At 43.5% G+C, this 15774-nt stretch carries 18 protein-coding genes; all 18 read left to right on the plus strand.

Annotated features, from left to right (window positions below; all coding sequences use genetic code 11):
• The first annotated feature begins 59 nt into the window (after positions 1-59).
• Entirely contained in the window at positions 60-689 is a 630-nt protein-coding gene (locus WC676_05050) for a DUF47 family protein (GenBank protein ID MFA5059974.1), read from the plus strand.
• Positions 690-692: 3 nt separating this feature from the next.
• On the plus strand, positions 693-1685 hold the full coding sequence (locus WC676_05055) for an inorganic phosphate transporter (GenBank protein MFA5059975.1): 993 nt from the start codon (positions 693-695) through the stop codon (positions 1683-1685).
• Between the two features lie 20 nt (positions 1686-1705).
• A complete protein-coding gene (locus WC676_05060; GenBank protein MFA5059976.1) occupies positions 1706-2677 on the plus strand; it encodes a quinone oxidoreductase in 972 nt (323 codons plus the stop codon).
• A gap of 19 nt (positions 2678-2696) precedes the next feature.
• On the plus strand, positions 2697-3005 hold the full coding sequence (locus WC676_05065) for a non-heme iron oxygenase ferredoxin subunit (protein ID MFA5059977.1): 309 nt from the start codon (positions 2697-2699) through the stop codon (positions 3003-3005).
• A 67-nt stretch (positions 3006-3072) separates the two neighbouring features.
• On the plus strand, positions 3073-3741 hold the full coding sequence (locus WC676_05070) for an HAD family phosphatase (protein MFA5059978.1): 669 nt from the start codon (positions 3073-3075) through the stop codon (positions 3739-3741).
• Between the two features lie 162 nt (positions 3742-3903).
• Positions 3904-4683, plus strand: coding sequence for an NAD(+)/NADH kinase (locus WC676_05075; GenBank protein ID MFA5059979.1), 780 nt, complete (start codon positions 3904-3906; stop codon positions 4681-4683).
• A 1-nt stretch (position 4684) separates the two neighbouring features.
• Positions 4685-5059, plus strand: coding sequence for a CbiX/SirB N-terminal domain-containing protein (locus WC676_05080; protein ID MFA5059980.1), 375 nt, complete (start codon positions 4685-4687; stop codon positions 5057-5059).
• Positions 5060-5066: 7 nt separating this feature from the next.
• On the plus strand, positions 5067-6128 hold the full coding sequence (gene mutY, locus WC676_05085) for an A/G-specific adenine glycosylase (GenBank protein ID MFA5059981.1): 1062 nt from the start codon (positions 5067-5069) through the stop codon (positions 6126-6128).
• Between the two features lie 82 nt (positions 6129-6210).
• Positions 6211-7227 (plus strand): sulfate ABC transporter substrate-binding protein, encoded by a 1017-nt coding sequence (locus tag WC676_05090; GenBank protein ID MFA5059982.1) that lies wholly within the window; start codon positions 6211-6213, stop codon positions 7225-7227.
• A 2-nt stretch (positions 7228-7229) separates the two neighbouring features.
• Positions 7230-8066 (plus strand): sulfate ABC transporter permease subunit CysT, encoded by an 837-nt coding sequence (gene cysT, locus WC676_05095; protein MFA5059983.1) that lies wholly within the window; start codon positions 7230-7232, stop codon positions 8064-8066.
• A 1-nt stretch (position 8067) separates the two neighbouring features.
• A complete protein-coding gene (gene cysW / locus WC676_05100; GenBank protein ID MFA5059984.1) occupies positions 8068-8913 on the plus strand; it encodes a sulfate ABC transporter permease subunit CysW in 846 nt (281 codons plus the stop codon).
• Complete coding sequence (locus tag WC676_05105; GenBank protein ID MFA5059985.1) at positions 8910-9932, plus strand: sulfate ABC transporter ATP-binding protein; 1023 nt, start codon at positions 8910-8912, stop codon at positions 9930-9932. Before cysW ends, WC676_05105 begins: the two co-directional genes overlap by 4 nt.
• Before the next feature lie 33 nt (positions 9933-9965).
• Positions 9966-10892 (plus strand): cysteine synthase A, encoded by a 927-nt coding sequence (cysK, locus tag WC676_05110; GenBank protein ID MFA5059986.1) that lies wholly within the window; start codon positions 9966-9968, stop codon positions 10890-10892.
• A 56-nt stretch (positions 10893-10948) separates the two neighbouring features.
• Positions 10949-11380 (plus strand): Rrf2 family transcriptional regulator, encoded by a 432-nt coding sequence (locus WC676_05115; protein MFA5059987.1) that lies wholly within the window; start codon positions 10949-10951, stop codon positions 11378-11380.
• 8 nt (positions 11381-11388) lie between these two features.
• A complete protein-coding gene (locus tag WC676_05120; protein ID MFA5059988.1) occupies positions 11389-12117 on the plus strand; it encodes a phosphoadenylyl-sulfate reductase in 729 nt (242 codons plus the stop codon).
• A gap of 18 nt (positions 12118-12135) precedes the next feature.
• Complete coding sequence (cysD, locus tag WC676_05125) at positions 12136-13017, plus strand: sulfate adenylyltransferase subunit CysD (protein ID MFA5059989.1); 882 nt, start codon at positions 12136-12138, stop codon at positions 13015-13017.
• A 1-nt stretch (position 13018) separates the two neighbouring features.
• Positions 13019-14836: a GTP-binding protein gene (locus tag WC676_05130; protein ID MFA5059990.1), complete on the plus strand. Its 1818-nt coding sequence runs from the start codon at positions 13019-13021 to the stop codon at positions 14834-14836.
• A gap of 121 nt (positions 14837-14957) precedes the next feature.
• Positions 14958-15710 carry a 5'/3'-nucleotidase SurE gene (gene surE / locus WC676_05135; GenBank protein ID MFA5059991.1) on the plus strand — a complete coding sequence of 251 codons (753 nt, stop codon included), beginning with the start codon at positions 14958-14960 and terminating at the stop codon, positions 15708-15710.
• Positions 15711-15774: the final 64 nt, after the last annotated feature.

The raw sequence follows: 15774 nt of genomic DNA on the forward strand, positions 1-15774 counted from the left end.
ATAAATCGTTATAATGTGGTGTTTTTAAAATCAGGGAACCATCATCCAAGGAGAGCGAAATGTTGTTTAATTTTATTCCTCAAGAATTCAATTTTTTTGATATGTTTGAACGCCAGGTTGGTTATGCGGTCGAGGCTTCCGATTATTTCTCCGATCTTGTTAAGGGAGGAAAATTCGACGAAGCAGCGCTTAAGCGAATTCAGATCCTGGAGCATCAGGGTGATGATTGCGCTCATGCGATCATCGAACAGCTCAATAAGACTTTTATCACTCCCTTTGACCGTGAAGACATTTATGCCCTAACTAAGGAGATAGACGATATCATTGACATGATGAATACCATTGTCAATCGCCTGGTTGTTTATAAGATCTCTGGTGTTGATAAAAATCTCGTTGAATTTTCTAGGGTTATTAAAGACTCAGTTTCCGGTATTTCCGCGGCAGTTAAGGCGCTACGTAATAGCAAAAAATCCAAAGTCGCTTTAGAATCGTGCGTTGAAGTTCATCGTTTGGAAAATGTTGGTGACGCGATGAGAGATAAAGTTTTGGCGGAATTGTTTGAAACTCAAAAAAATGACCCCATTGCGGTTATTAAATGGAAAGAAATTTACGAGGATTCTGAAACCCTTTTGGATATTTGCGAAGATGTTGCTCATGTTGTTGAATCGATCCTCGTTAAGCAGGCCTAAACTATGACACCTGAGATCCTTTTGCTTATTGCCTTAGCGTTGGCATTTGATTTTTTGAACGGTTTTCATGATTCCGCCAATTCCATCGCGACGGTTGTCTCGACCAGGGTTTTGTCGCCCAAATTTGCCGTTATGTGGGCAGCTTTCTTTAATTTCGTTGCGTTTCTTTTCTTTGGTGTCCATGTGGCTAATACGATAGGGAAAGGAATCATTGATATCGCCATTGTTGATAAGGCGATAATTTTTTCGACGCTTATGGGAGCTTGTATTTGGAATATCATCACATGGTATTTTGGGCTTCCAACGAGTTCTTCGCACGCTCTTATCGGAGGAATGATCGGTGCTGGCTTGGTTAAAGCGGGATCATCGGCGCTTGTCATGAAAGGGATCCAAAAAACAGTCGTATTTATTTTTGTTTCACCGATTGCCGGGCTTATTCTTGGTTTAAGTATCGGTATTTTGGTTTATTGGCTGTTTCGGCGCAGTAACCCGACCAGGGTTGATCACTTATTTCGTAAAGGGCAATTATTTTCAGCTGCTCTTTATAGTATTGGGCATGGCGGAAACGATGCGCAGAAGACCATGGGAATTATCGCAAGCCTTTTGTTTAGCGCCGGCCTTCTGGGAGATAAATTCTATGTTCCGATGTGGGTTGCGCTTTTGTGTTATGGAGCTATTTCAATGGGAACTATGTTTGGTGGTTGGAGAATTGTTAAAACCATGGGGCAAAAGGTCGCAAAATTAAAGCCGGTTGACGGTTTTTGTGCCGAAACAGGGGCTGCTATTACTCTTTTTACTGCTTCATCATTTGGTATTCCGGTCAGCACGACACATACCATTACCGGTTCAATTATGGGCATTGGATCATTGAAACGTTTAAGCGCTGTCCGTTGGGGTGTTGCCGGACGCATTATTTGGGCCTGGATATTGACGATCCCTTGTTCTGCCGGTATTTCTGCTACTGCGTATTTCTTAAGCCGCTCTTGGATTCATTAAAAATAAAATTAATTTAGGAAATGATGAAAGCAATTCGAATCCATAAAACCGGTGGCCCGGAAGTTTTGACGGTGGAAGAAATTCCGGATCCCGTTGTTGGGCCCAAAGATGTTTTAGTCGAAATTACGGCTAGCGGGTTGAATTTTATCGATGTCTACTTTCGCGAAGGGATCTACCCGATCCCGCTTCCGACAACGCTTGGCTTTGAAGGCGCCGGAGTTGTTGTCGCGATAGGTAAAGAGGTCAAAGATTTTAAAGTTAATGATTTCGTTGCGTACGTTGGCATTCTAGGATCGTATGCAAAACGCAGCATTGTTCCCGAAAGCCGCCTGGTAAAAGTTCCGAAAAAAATTCCTCTCAAAAAAGCAGCGGCGATGATGGTTCAGGGAATTACGGCGCAATATCTGACAATGTCAACCTTTCCGCTAAAAAAGGGCGATGTCTGCCTTGTCCATGCGGCGGCCGGAGGCGTTGGGCTTTTACTTTGCCAGATTGCCAAGTTGTTGGGCGCAAAAGTTATCGGAACGGTTTCGACCGAGGAAAAAGCGAAACTGGCCAAAGACGCCGGATGCGATCACGTGATCTTGTATTCAAAGGCAGACTTTGTTCCCGAAGTAAAACAAATAACAAAAGGTATTGGTGTTAATGTCGTTTATGACGGCGTAGGTAAGGCGACTTTCGAAAAAAGTTTAGATTGCCTAAAGCCGCGCGGCATGATGGTTTTATTTGGCCAAGCAAGCGGCGTTGTTCCTCCGATGGATTTAGGGATTTTGAACCGTAAAGGGTCATTGTTTGTGACGAGGCCCGGTATGAATTCATACATTGAGACAACACAAGAATTGCGTGCGCGGGCAGGGCAAGTTTTTGATTGGGTATTAAAAGGCCAGCTTAATGTGCATATTAGCCGTGAATTTTCTTTTGAGCAAATTAGCGAAGCGCACAAAATGCTGGAAGGGCGTAAAACAACAGGAAAAGTTCTAATTATTCCTTAATGATAAGTGGAGGAAGGTTATGAGCAAAACAATTATTATTGGTAAGAAAAGCGATATTCCGATCGGTAAATCTATATCGGTTGACATAGAAGGAAAAAAGGTTGCCGTTTTTAATGTCGGTGGGAAATATTACGCGATCGGCGATGAGTGTACTCATGCCGGAGCGTCTTTATCCGAAGGCTCTTGCGAGGGGGAGGTTGTTACCTGTCCTTGGCATGGGGCAAAATTCAGCTTAACCAATGGCGCGGCCTTGGAAGCGCCGGCTTTTGAAGGTGTTGCGACATATAGAATTGTTTTAAATGGCGATGATGTTGCCGTAGAAGTTTAAATGTTTTATGGCCTTCACTTAGCCCATATTTATTATGGGCTATTTTATTTTCTTAGGTTTTAAAAAAATGAAAAAAATCATCATTAAGACAAAAGTTGTTATTTTTGACATGGATGGGGTGATTACCGATACTATGCCGGATCACTTTAAAGCATGGAAAATAATCTTTGCCCAGGAAGGTATTCATGTCAGTCACGAAGATGTTTACCGTCGGGAAGGGCAAAGGGGAATTGATAGCGTGAGGGAAATATTTGCCGCGCATGGAAAATCGGTGAGTCGTCAGCAGGCAACGAATATCTTAAAGAGAAAAGAAAAATTATTTAAGAAAATTGTGCGGGTACGCTTTATAAAAGGCTCCCGAAAATTCTTAAAAGATCTTTATCGGCATAATTTTCTTTTGGCGTTAGTGACCGGGACGGCCCGGCATGAAGTTGTTAAAATACTTCCCGTTCATTTAAGCAAGCTGTTCAATGTGATGATAACCGGAAGCGATGTGAAAGAAGGCAAGCCGCATCCGGAACCGTTCCAAAGGGCTTTAAAACTTTTAAATATTAAGCCAGCTGATGCTGTTGTTGTTGAGAACGCGCCTTTTGGAATACGTTCGGCGAAAGCCGCGCGGTTGCGCTGCATTGCCATTGAAACATCTTTGCCGCGTTCGTTTCTAAACGAAGCAGACTATATTTTCTCTTCCGTGGGAGACTTAGAGAAGAAAACTTCTTTCATCTTGCGTGCCTAAGGCGATCGATCAGCCTTTACGGAAGAATATTTTCGTATATAATAGGCACGAGGCTTACAGGAGACCGTTTCAACCGTGCGAAACATACTACTTTTCTATAAAAATAGCGTTTATCGAAATTATTTTTTAAGTCGCTCAAGCTCCTATTTCGGAAAGCAGTATTTGTTTGACCAAAAGGAGCTCAAGCGGTTTAAAGATGCCCACCTTCAACACTACAAGACTCTTAAAGCGGTTGAGGCGATCTTAAAAAGATTGAAATTACCTTATCAGAAGTGCTCCCGAGGATCTTCGGTCAATTATTCGAAGTATGATTTGGTTATTACGATCGGAGGCGACGGGACATTTCTGGAAGCGGCACGGCATGTGCGAAAGCAGATCATGCTCGGAGTAAACTCTGATCCTAAAAGAAGCGTGGGGCGTTTTTCTTGCGCAACGGCAAAAGATTTCAAGTTTGTTTTTCTGAGGATGTTGAATGGAAAAGCGAAGATCAAGAATTTAAACCGGCTTCAACTTGAATTAAGTGATAATCCAAAAACAAAGATAGAAGTTCTCAATGATGTTTTAGTCTGCCATGAAAGCCCGGCGGCGTTAAGCCGGTATTACATTACGGTTAATGGCGCCACCGAAGAACAGCGGGGCTCGGGAGTTTGGGTTTCAACAGCGATTGGATCGACGGGCGCAATTTATTCGGCGGGAGGTAAGCCGCTTGCGCGCACTGATAAACGCGTTCAATATTTGGCTCGTGAACTATTAAGAAGTAATAATGTGAAATATCGCCTGAGGGGAGGCGTTGTGGCCATAAAATCTCCGATCATCATTAAATCGAGAATGAGACTCGGAAAGATCTTCATTGATGGCGCCCACATTAGTCTTCCTCTTTCCTTTGGAAATTTTGCAAAAATCTCTATCTCACCGTATCCTTTAAAAGTAATTACAAAGTAAAATGAAAGCCATTCTTTTAGTAACGCACGGTAGTTTTTCTTCCCAAGCAAAGCGGGAAGTTGTTGCGCTCGCTCGAAAACTCAAGAAAAAAAGTAAATTTCCGATCCTTTGTTATGCATTTTTGGAGATTAACAAACCGTCCATTCCTAAGGGAATCGATCTGTGCGTTGAAAAAGGCGCAAGCCGCATCGTTATTCTGCTCAATTTTCTAAATTCCGGAAAACATGTTTTACGCGATATTTCCGGAATTGTGAAAAGCGCAAAGAAGCGTCATCCAGGTGTTGTTTTTCAAATAACATCTCCCGTTGGCCAACATCCTAGAATTCCAGATTTATTTCTAGAAATCCTCCACAAGGCAAGCAAACCCCGCGAATAAAGTCCATATGAAAACTCAGTTGGAATTTTCTAAACGCCTCATCTCTTGGTACAAAAAAGAATCTCGAGATCTGCCGTGGCGTCACACATCTGATCCGTACAAGATCTGGATTTCTGAGATCATGTTGCAACAAACAGTCGTTAATGCGGTTATTCCTTATTATAAGCGCTGGATCAAAGAATTTCCTTCCGTGGAAGATGTTGCCAAGGCATCTTTGCAGAAAATATTAAAATCCTGGCAGGGGCTGGGATACTATTCTCGCGCGAGAAATATTCATAAGACAGCTAAGATAATTTGCGAAAAATTTAAAGGCCGAATCCCGGATACTTACGATCAATTGCGCAGTCTCCCGGGATTCGGCCCATATACAACCGGAGCTGTTTTAAGCATTGCGTTTAATAAACGCTTTCCTATTATTGATGCTAATGTCCGCCGAGTTATCATGCGGCAATTAGCTTTGAAAGGTTTTGCGGATACTTCTCATGATAAAAAGATCCTTAGGTTTTTAGAAGAAATTATGCCTCAGCGTGAAATGAACATCTTTAATCAGGCTTTAATGGAATTGGGAGCTTTAGTTTGCCGCTCAAAAGAGGTTTTGTGCAATGTCTGTCCGGTCAAAGAGCAATGTCGCGCCTATAAAAAAGGAATTCAGGAAATCATTCCGACTCCAAAATTGAAAAACATTAAAAAGATCGATGTCGCCGTGGCCATTATCAAGCGAGGAGATAAATATTTTATTCAAAAACGGCCCTCCAAAGGTCTTTTGGCTGACCTTTGGGAATTTCCAGGAGGAAAGATCGAAAAGGGGGAAACTCCCTCGATCGCTTTGATCCGCGAGATGAAAGAGGAGCTAAGTTTATCCGTTCGCTCAACAAAGTATCTTTTTAAGGTTGCGCATTTTTATACGCAATTTCGAGTTCGTCTACATGTTTTCTTATGCCATCCAGAAGCTTTTCCGCGGGGTGATTCTACGCATAAGTGGGTGAGTAGCTCGCAATTCCAGCAGTTTCCCATGCCTTCCGGCAGTGCTAAGATCGTCGATAAATTACACAAAAAGATAGCCGCCTAAATTCTCTAAAATAATTCTTGACAAAATCGGTTTTGATTGTATCATTACATTGTTTATAATGTTAGTAATGATTGGAGTTCTTATGAATGCAAGTGCTTTCTCAAAAACAATATTGCCTCTATCCCTTATAGTCTTGCTTGCCACAACGTCTTTTGCGGCCGGCAAGAGCGTTAGATTGCTCAACGTTTCTTACGATCCTACGCGTGAACTGTACGAAGATTATAACCAAGTTTTTGCGCAATATTGGAAAGACAAAACAGGCGAAGATGTTGTTGTTAATCAATCGCATGGTGGAGCGGGAAAACAGGCACGCGCGGTTATTGACGGGCTGGAAGCGGATGTTGTGACACTTGCTTTAGCCTATGACATTGATTCTATTTCAGAAAAGGCGGGGCTTTTTCCAGGAAACTGGCAATCTCGTTTACCGGATAATAGCTCGCCCTATACGTCAACGATCGTATTTTTGGTACGGAAGGGAAATCCGAAAAACATAAAAGATTGGGATGATCTTGTTAAGCCTGGAGTTTCGGTGATTACGCCAAATCCAAAAACATCCGGTGGAGCGCGCTGGAATTATTTGGCGGCCTGGGGTTATGCTTTGAAGAAATGGGATAATGATGAGGGGAAGGCGAAAGAATTTGTAACTTCGCTTTATAAAAATGTGCCTGTTCTTGATTCCGGAGCGCGAGGCTCAACAACAACATTTGTTGAAAGAGGAATAGGTGATGTTTATATTTCTTGGGAAAATGAAGCCTTTCTGGCGATCAAGGAATTAGGCCCGGAGAAATTTGAGATCATTATTCCATCGTTCAGTATTTTAGCCGAACCGCCCGTAACGCTAGTTGATCGAAACGCGGACAGGCATGGAACACGAAAAGTTGCCGAGGAATATTTGAAATTTCTTTATACCGAGCAAGGGCAGGAAATAGCCGCGAAGCATTATTTTCGGCCGCGCCTGGAATCAGTAGCCAAGAAATACTCTGGTCAGTTTCCCGAAATTAGCTTGTTTACGATCGATGAAGTTTTCGGTGGTTGGCAAAAAGCACAAAAGACGCATTTTGCCGACAAGGGAGTTTTTGATCAAATTTATGGAAATTAATTATGTTTAAAATCCTAAAGCAAAAGTCAACACTACCCGGGTTTCATCTTTCTTTAGGATATACGGTTTTTTATTTAAGCCTTATTGTCCTCATCCCATTGTCGACGCTTTTTTTGAGAACGTCGACAATGGGCTGGGGAGATTTCTGGAGCGCTGTAACATCTCCTCGGACACTGGCGTCTTACCGCTTAAGCTTCTTGGCGAGTTTTATTGCCGGGCTGGTTAATCTGGTTTTTGGATTTCTTATTGCCTGGGTTTTGGCGCGCTACAGTTTTCCGGGCAAGAAAATCGTTGATGCTTTAGTCGATTTTCCGTTTGCTTTGCCGACGGCGGTAGCCGGGATAACGCTGGCATCGCTTTATTCTCAAAACGGATGGGTTGGAAAATATTTATACGCCTGGGGAATTCCGTCCGCCTATAACTTTCTAGGGATCACGTTAGCGCTCATTTTCATTGGATTGCCGTTTGTCGTTAGAACCGTTGAACCGGTCTTACAAGACCTAGATGCCGAATTGGAAGATGCGGCCGCGAGCCTTGGCGCGAATCGCTGGCAAACTTTTGCTAAAGTTATTTTTCCAAATGCTTTGCCGGCGTTGATCACGGGATTTACATTGGCTTTTGCCAGGGCTATCGGTGAGTATGGTTCGGTTATTTTTATCGCTGGAAATATGCCCGGCAAAACAGAGATAGCGCCACTTTTAATTATTACAAAGCTGGAGCAATACGATTACAGCGGGGCGGCGGCGATCGCGGTGGTGATGTTGATCGTTTCGTTCGCGCTTCTGGCATTTACGAATTTTTTGCAATGGGTATTTTCTAAAAGAATTGGAATGAGTTGATATGACACGAGGCGAAAATCCATTAATTCGGCGTTTATTGATCGCGGCGGCTTTAGCGTATTTAGCGCTATTTATTTTTCTGCCTCTTTTGACGGTTTTCATGAACGCTTTTTCTAAAGGAATTGTGGTTTATTTAAAAGCGCTTAATGATCCGGTGGGTTTAGCGGCTGTTCGGTTGACGGTTATTACGGCGCTTATTGCCGTTCCGCTCAATTTGATCTTTGGGATCGCGGCATCTTGGGCGATCGCGAAATTTAATTTTCCGGGAAAAAATCTTTTGATCACACTCATTGATCTGCCGCTGTCCGTTTCACCGGTTATTTCGGGTTTGATCTTTATCCTTTTGTTTGGCGCTCAGGGAATATTCGGCCCTTGGTTCATTCAGCATGGAATACGAATTATCTTTGCCGTTCCGGCCATTATTTTAGCGACGATCTTTGTGACGTTTCCCATGGTGGCGCGAGAACTTATTCCCGTTATGAAAGCTCAAGGCAGCGAAGAAGAAGAGGCGGCCATGACTTTGGGTGCGAGCGGATTTCAAACATTTTGGCGGGTGACTTTACCTAATATCAAGTGGGGGCTTCTCTACGGTGTTATTTTGTCAAACGCGCGGGCCATGGGAGAATTTGGTGCTGTTTCGGTTGTCTCCGGGCATATCCGCGGGCAAACCAATACATTACCGCTTCACATCGAAATTCTCTACAATGAATATAATTTTACCGCGGCTTTCGCGGCGGCTTCTTTGTTAGCGATGTTGGCGCTGGTAACGCTTGTTTTAAAATCTATTGTTGAATTTAAATATCGGGCGGAATTAAAAGCGGCGGTCAGAACGGATGGATCATTATGAGCATTGAAGTTAAGCAGATCACCAAAAACTTTGGCTCGTTTACAGCCATTAATGACATTAACCTAAAAGTTGAAACGGGTGAGCTTATCGCGCTTTTGGGACCATCGGGTTCAGGAAAAACAACATTGCTTCGTATCATTGCAGGGTTAGAAGCGGCGGATAAAGGCGATATTCTTTTTCATGGGGAAGACACAAAAGAGAAAAAGGCAAAAGACCGCAGTGTCGGTTTTGTGTTCCAGCATTATGCGCTTTTTCGTCACATGACTGTTTTTGATAATATCGCGTTTGGGTTAAGGGTTAAGCCAAAAGCGGTTCGCCCGACTGAAGACCAGATCAAAGAGAAAGTTTTGGAACTTTTAAGGCTGGTTCAGCTCGAGTGGGTGGCGGCGCGCTATCCGTCTCAGCTTTCCGGCGGACAGCGTCAAAGGATTGCCTTGGCCAGGGCGTTGGCGATCGAACCGAAGGTTTTACTTTTAGACGAACCCTTCGGGTCTTTGGACGCGCAGGTGCGCAAAGAACTTCGTCAATGGCTTAGGCGCTTTCACGACGATCTTCACATTACAACTCTTTTTGTTACCCATGATCAAGAAGAAGCCCTGGAAGTCGCCGATAAGATCGTGGTGATGAATAAAGGAACCATTGAACAAGTCGGCAGCCCCGAAGAGGTTTATCATAATCCCGCATCGGTTTTCGTATTGAATTTCTTAGGTAATGTGAATATCTTTCATGCTCGATCGGAAAAAGGCAGTCCTTCAAGCTCCGGAAAATCCAAAAAGATGTACGTTCGTCCTCATCAGCTTTCTGTAACGCGGCAAGTGGTTTCGGAAAGTTCGGTAAAAGCGAAAATCCTTTTTATTAACCCGGCAGGTTCCATTGTCAAGATTGATGCAAAATCCGAGGACGGAAATATTTTCCAAGTGGAAATATCCCAAGAGGAATACAGGGCGTTAAGACTTATGAAAAGTGACGATGTTTTCTTAACGCCCCAAAATATCATTTATTCAGAATACGAAATTTAAACAAAAGCGTTAACAGTGAAAGGAGATGGTCAAATGGCGAGGATCTTTAGTGATATTACCAAAACGATCGGCAACACACCTTTAGTGAGGTTGAACCGGCTTACCAAAGGTATTGACGCGACCGTTGTCGCGAAGCTGGAGTCGTTTAATCCGGTTTCAAGCGTGAAAGATAGGATCGGTGTCGCAATGATCGAAGCGGCTGAGCGGGCAGGCGCTATCAAGGAAGATACGGTTCTTGTTGAGCCGACCAGCGGGAATACCGGCATTGCCTTAGCTTTTGTCGCGGCGGCAAAAGGATATAAACTGATCTTAACCATGCCGGAAACCATGAGCGTGGAACGCCGCCAGCTTTTAACGATTTTTGGGGCTCAGCTTGTCTTAACACCCGGACCGGAAGGAATGAAAGGCGCTATTGCAAAGGCGGAAGAAATTGTTAAAACAACACCGAATGCGATCATTCTTCAACAATTTAAAAATTTGGCTAATCCGGAAATCCATCGCAAAACAACGGCCGAAGAGATTTGGAATGATACCGACGGAAAAGTTGATATCTTGGTGGCTGGTGTTGGAACCGGCGGAACGATCACTGGTGTTGCGGAAGTGATCAAGAAGCGCAAAAAAGATTTTAAAGCCATTGCGGTTGAGCCGGCAGATTCTCCGGTTCTTTCCGGCGGAAAACCTGGCCCGCATAAGATCCAAGGTTTAGGAGCGGGTTTTGTTCCGGATATCCTTAATGTCGGTATTATTGACGAAGTTGTAAAAGTTACCAATGAAGATGCCGGAAAATTTGCTCGTTTACTTTGCAAGGAAGAAGGAATTCTTTCCGGGATCTCCTGCGGAGCGGCTGTTTGCGCGGCTTTAGAAGTTGCGAAACGTCCGGAAAATAAAGGAAAATTGATCGTTGTTGTTCTTCCCGATACCGGAGAACGGTATTTAAGTACTTGGCTTTTCCAGCAATAAAAGTTAAACTTATTTATTATTTTGCGTAAGATTTTGCAATTTAATATTAAGGAGCCATGATGAAAGTTTCCGCAAAAATTGATTATGCGTGCCGAGCGCTTTTGGAGCTCGCAGTTCACTGGCCTGACGCGACACCGTTACAGATCAGCGCAATTGCGAAGCGCCAGAAAATTCCGATGAAATATTTGGTGCATATCTTGATCGCTCTTAAAGAACTTGGCTATGTAGAAAGTACTCGCGGGAAAAGCGGCGGTTATATATTAACGAAGCCGCCGAAAGAAATTAAGCTGGGGGCTATTGTCAAGAATTTCGGCGGGTTAGGTTATTCGGAAAATGAAACATTAAAAATCCGGAAATCAACCCATGTGATCGATAGCGTATGGAAAGAAGTTGAAGAAAGTATTTTTTCGTCCATTGATATGATCAATTTTGAGGTACTCTGCAACCGGCACCGGATCGCCGGACAAACATTGACTTATGAGATCTAAGAATAAAAATGAAAGATCTTAAAATAACGATAGAGCAGCTTAAGGCGAAAATCGAAGGGCTAGATGCGCAAAAAATTCTTCAAATTGTTTTTGATGAATTTGGGACGCGCCTAACTTTTGCTTCTAGTTTGGGCGAAGAAGATCAGGTGCTAACCGATATGATCGCGAAAATCGCTCCAAAGATAGAAGTTTTTACGTTAGATACCGGGCGCCTTTTTCCGGAAACCTATGAATTAATCGCCAAAACCCAAAAACGATATTCGCTGGATTTTAAGATCTATTATCCCGAAACCAAGACGGTTGAAGTGATGGTTAAAGAAAAAGGGATCAATCTTTTTTACGAAAGTGTAGAAAACCGCAAACTTTGCTGCCATGTTCGCAAAGTGGAACCGTTAAGCCGCGCGTTAAGAAATAAAGATGCGTGGATCACCGGGATCAGGCGCGCGCAGGCTTTGACGCGCACGCAAACAGAAGTTGTCGAGTGGGACGAAGCAAATAAAAAAATAAAAATCAATCCGCTCGCGAATTGGTCTTTGGATGATGTTCGAAAATATATCCAGGAAAACGGAGTAGATATCAATCCGCTTCATTCAAAAGGTTTTGTGAGCATTGGTTGCGCTCCGTGTACGCGGGCGATCAATCCCGGAGAAGATGTTCGTGCCGGGCGTTGGTGGTGGGAACAGCCCGAACAAAAAGAGTGCGGCTTGCATAATAATCCCCGCAGGCCAAAGAAATAAATTATGAATAATAAATCCATGAATAAATTAGACAGCCTTGAATCGCAAAGCGTTTATATTTTGCGCGAAGCTTATCGCGAGTTTAAAAGCCTTGCCATGTTATGGTCTATCGGCAAAGACAGCACGGTTTTGCTTTGGTTGGCGCGTAAGGCGTTTTTTGGCCACGTTCCGTTTCCGCTTGTCCATATTGATACTAGTTTTAAGATTCCCGAGATGATCAAGTATCGGGATGAATTAGCTCTTAAGTGGAAGCTGAATATGGTTTACGGGCAGAATAAAGCTGCGTTGGAAGCCAGAAAGACTTATCCTGACGGCGCTATTGACCGTATTAGCTGCTGCAAGGCGCTTAAGACCGATGCGCTTCGAAATACGTTGGCGGGAACATGGCCGCGTTATCGCATTAATCACCAGATCGGAAAATACGAATTAGATTCCAACACCGAACCGTATACAGGCGTGATCGTCGGTGTTCGCGCGGATGAAGAGGGAAGCCGTTCCAAGGAAAGATATTTCTCTCCGCGCGACCGCAATAATGATTGGGATGTTGGCGATCAACCCCCCGAATTATGGAACCAATTCAAAACAGATTTTGCGCCGGGAACGCATTTGCGCATTCATCCGCTTTTGGATTGGACTGAACTGGATATCTGGGAATATATCGCCCGGGAAAATATTCCGGTCGTTCCGCTTTACTTTGATCAGGGAACCGGCAAGCGCTATCGTTCTTTAGGATGTTATCCTTGCACTTCTCCGGTTGAGTCAACCGCGAAGAATATCCTTGAAATTATCGAAGAATTAAAAAGTGGAAAATTTAAAAATATTGCCGAGCGTGCGGGACGCGCCCAAGACAAAGATGATGGCGGCGGCCTGGAAACACTTCGGCGTGATGGGTATATGTAAAATGAAAACTCCTAACTTAGAAAATTTACGCGAACAGATGAATATTGTGATTGTCGGTCATGTCGATCACGGGAAAAGCACTTTGGTCGGTCGTTTGCTGGCGGATACGGGCTCTCTTCCTCAAGGAAAACTTGAAGAAGTTAAAGCGCGTTGCGCCCGTAACGCCAAACCTTTTGAATACGCCTTTCTTTTAGATGCTTTAAAAGATGAGCAATCTCAAGGGATCACCATTGACACCGCGCGCAGTTTCTTTAAATCTAAGAAACGCGACTACATTATTATTGACGCGCCCGGCCATATTGAATTCTTGAAAAATATGATCACCGGAGCGGCGCGCGCGCAAGCGGCGCTTTTAGTGATCGATGCGGATGAAGGGATCAAAGAAAATTCCAAGCGTCACGGTTATATGATGTCGTTTTTAGGAATAAAAAATCTTACCGTTTGCGTCAATAAAATGGATTTAGCCGGCTATGACCAGAAAGTTTTTGAGAAAATCAAAACTGATTATTCTAAATTTCTTAAAGAAGTTAATTTAGAAGCGGTAAGTTTTATTCCGATCGCGGCACGCGAAGGGGATAATATTGTTTCTCTGTCTAAAAATATGCCTTGGTATCAAGGGGTGTGTGCCTTAGAGGCTCTGGATGCTTTTAAGAAAGCTTTACCTAAAGACGAACAGCCATTTCGGATGCCGGTTCAAGATGTCTATAAGTTTACGGCTCAAGACGATGACCGCCGTATTTTTGCCGGACGGATCGAATCAGGAACAATTGAATCCGGAGCCGAAGTTATTTTCTTGCCTTCATTGAAAAAGAGCCGCATCAAAAGCATCGAAAGCTTTAATACTTCGCAAAAAGAAAAAGTTTTTGCCGGACAAAGCGCCGGGTTTTGCTTGGAAACGCAGGTGTATATCCGCCCAGGTGAAATTATGTGTAAGGTGAGCGATAAGCTACCCGACGTGAGCCTTAAGATAAAGGCGAATGTTTTCTGGATGGGAAAACAACCGTTCGTTGAAGGAAAGACGTATAAATTAAAAATTGCCACACAACATGTTCCGGTTGTCTTGTCCGAAATTGTAAGCGTGATGAACGCTTCGGAGTTGTCTTTCGCCGCCAAGCCTCACGTGGACCGCCACGAAGTTGCGGAGTGCATTTTGGAAACAATGAAGCCGGTAGCTTTTGATAAGGCTTTGGATATTCCTGAAACCGGCCGTTTCGTTATTGTAGATAATTACGAAATTTCCGGAGGAGGAGTGATCCTTTCGGCGGTTGCGGACCAGGCAACATCTTTAAATGAACATATTCGTAAACGAGAATTTGATTGGGAGCGTAGCCATATCACTCCCGAGAAGCGCGCGCATAAATACGAACATAAATCGGCATTAATTGTTTTAGCGGGACAGATCGATACCGGTAAACAGCGTATTGCCAAAGCCCTAGAGGAGGAATTGTTTCGTCTTGGGAAATTCACGTACTTTTTAGGAATTTCTAATCGTCTTGCCTTGGCGAGCGCGGATGTCAAAGATAAAACACTTAGCCGGTTTGAACATATTCAACAACTCGGAGAACTCGCTCATATTTTAACTGATACCGGACTTATTCTTATCACCAGCATTACCGACATCGACGAATATGAATTGAATATGCTTAAATCGCTCAATCATCCCAATAAAACTTTGGTTGTTAATGTTGGGGAAAATAATTTTTCAGATCAGGGCGTTGATCTATTGCTGACCGAGAACGAAGATCCGAAAATAGCCGTGAAAAAGATCACTGATCTTCTTATTCGCGCGGTTGTTCTTGATCCGGAGTATTATATTTAAGCGTAAAGATTTTTTGGGTGAAGAAATTAAAATCAGTCGTTTGACTTTTATGAACCTTACGCTAGAATAAAAAATGACACCGTTTATGGTGTCATTTTTTTATTGAGGAAAAAAGCGATCAATGCATATTCTATTAACGAACGATGACGGTATTTATGCTCCTGGAATTTTGGCTTTGCACGCGCAGCTTGCAAAAATTGCCAAAGTGACGGTTGTCGCGCCGGATTCTGAACGCAGTTCCATAGGGCACGCGATCACATTAGCTCATCCGTTATTCGCGCGAAAGATCAACCGCCAGAAGAAATTCTTTGGCTATGGTCTTTCGGGGACTCCGGCGGATTGTGTAAAATTCGCGGTTGGTGTTTTGTTAAAGCGGAAACCGGATCTGGTGATCTCCGGAATTAATCTAGGCCCCAATGACGGATGCAGTGTTTTTTATTCCGGGACTGTCGCCGGAGCAAGGGAAGGAGCGATCTCAGGCATTCCTTCCATTGCGGTTTCTCTGGGGACGTTTACGAATCCAACCTTTGATGCGGCCGCGCGATTTACCGCTAAGCTTGCCAAAATAGTTATCAAAAACAAACTTCCCAAGAATACATTTCTGAACGTTAACGTTCCCAATCAAAAAATGTCCGCCATTAAAGGTGTTCGTATTGCTCGGCAAGGAAAAGTCCCTATCCATGGACAATTCAAGAAAAACACCGACCCGAGTGGGCGCGCCCATTATTGGATGTTTGGCGAAGTGCGCGGAATTGAAAAGAATTTAGATGTGGATACTTACGCTCTTTCCAAGAATTTTGTATCGGTTGTGCCTATTCAATGCGATTCAACAGATCATGGATTCTTGCCTCAACTTAAAAGTTGGAAATTTTAACTTTCTTGCCATTTGCTGCGTGTTTAATTTATTTATTTTTTATATACAAAATTGATAGTTTCGC

The sequence above is a fragment of the Candidatus Omnitrophota bacterium genome (assembly GCA_041649175.1).
GTDB lineage: Bacteria > Omnitrophota > Gorgyraeia > Zapsychrales > JBAZNR01 > JBAZNR01.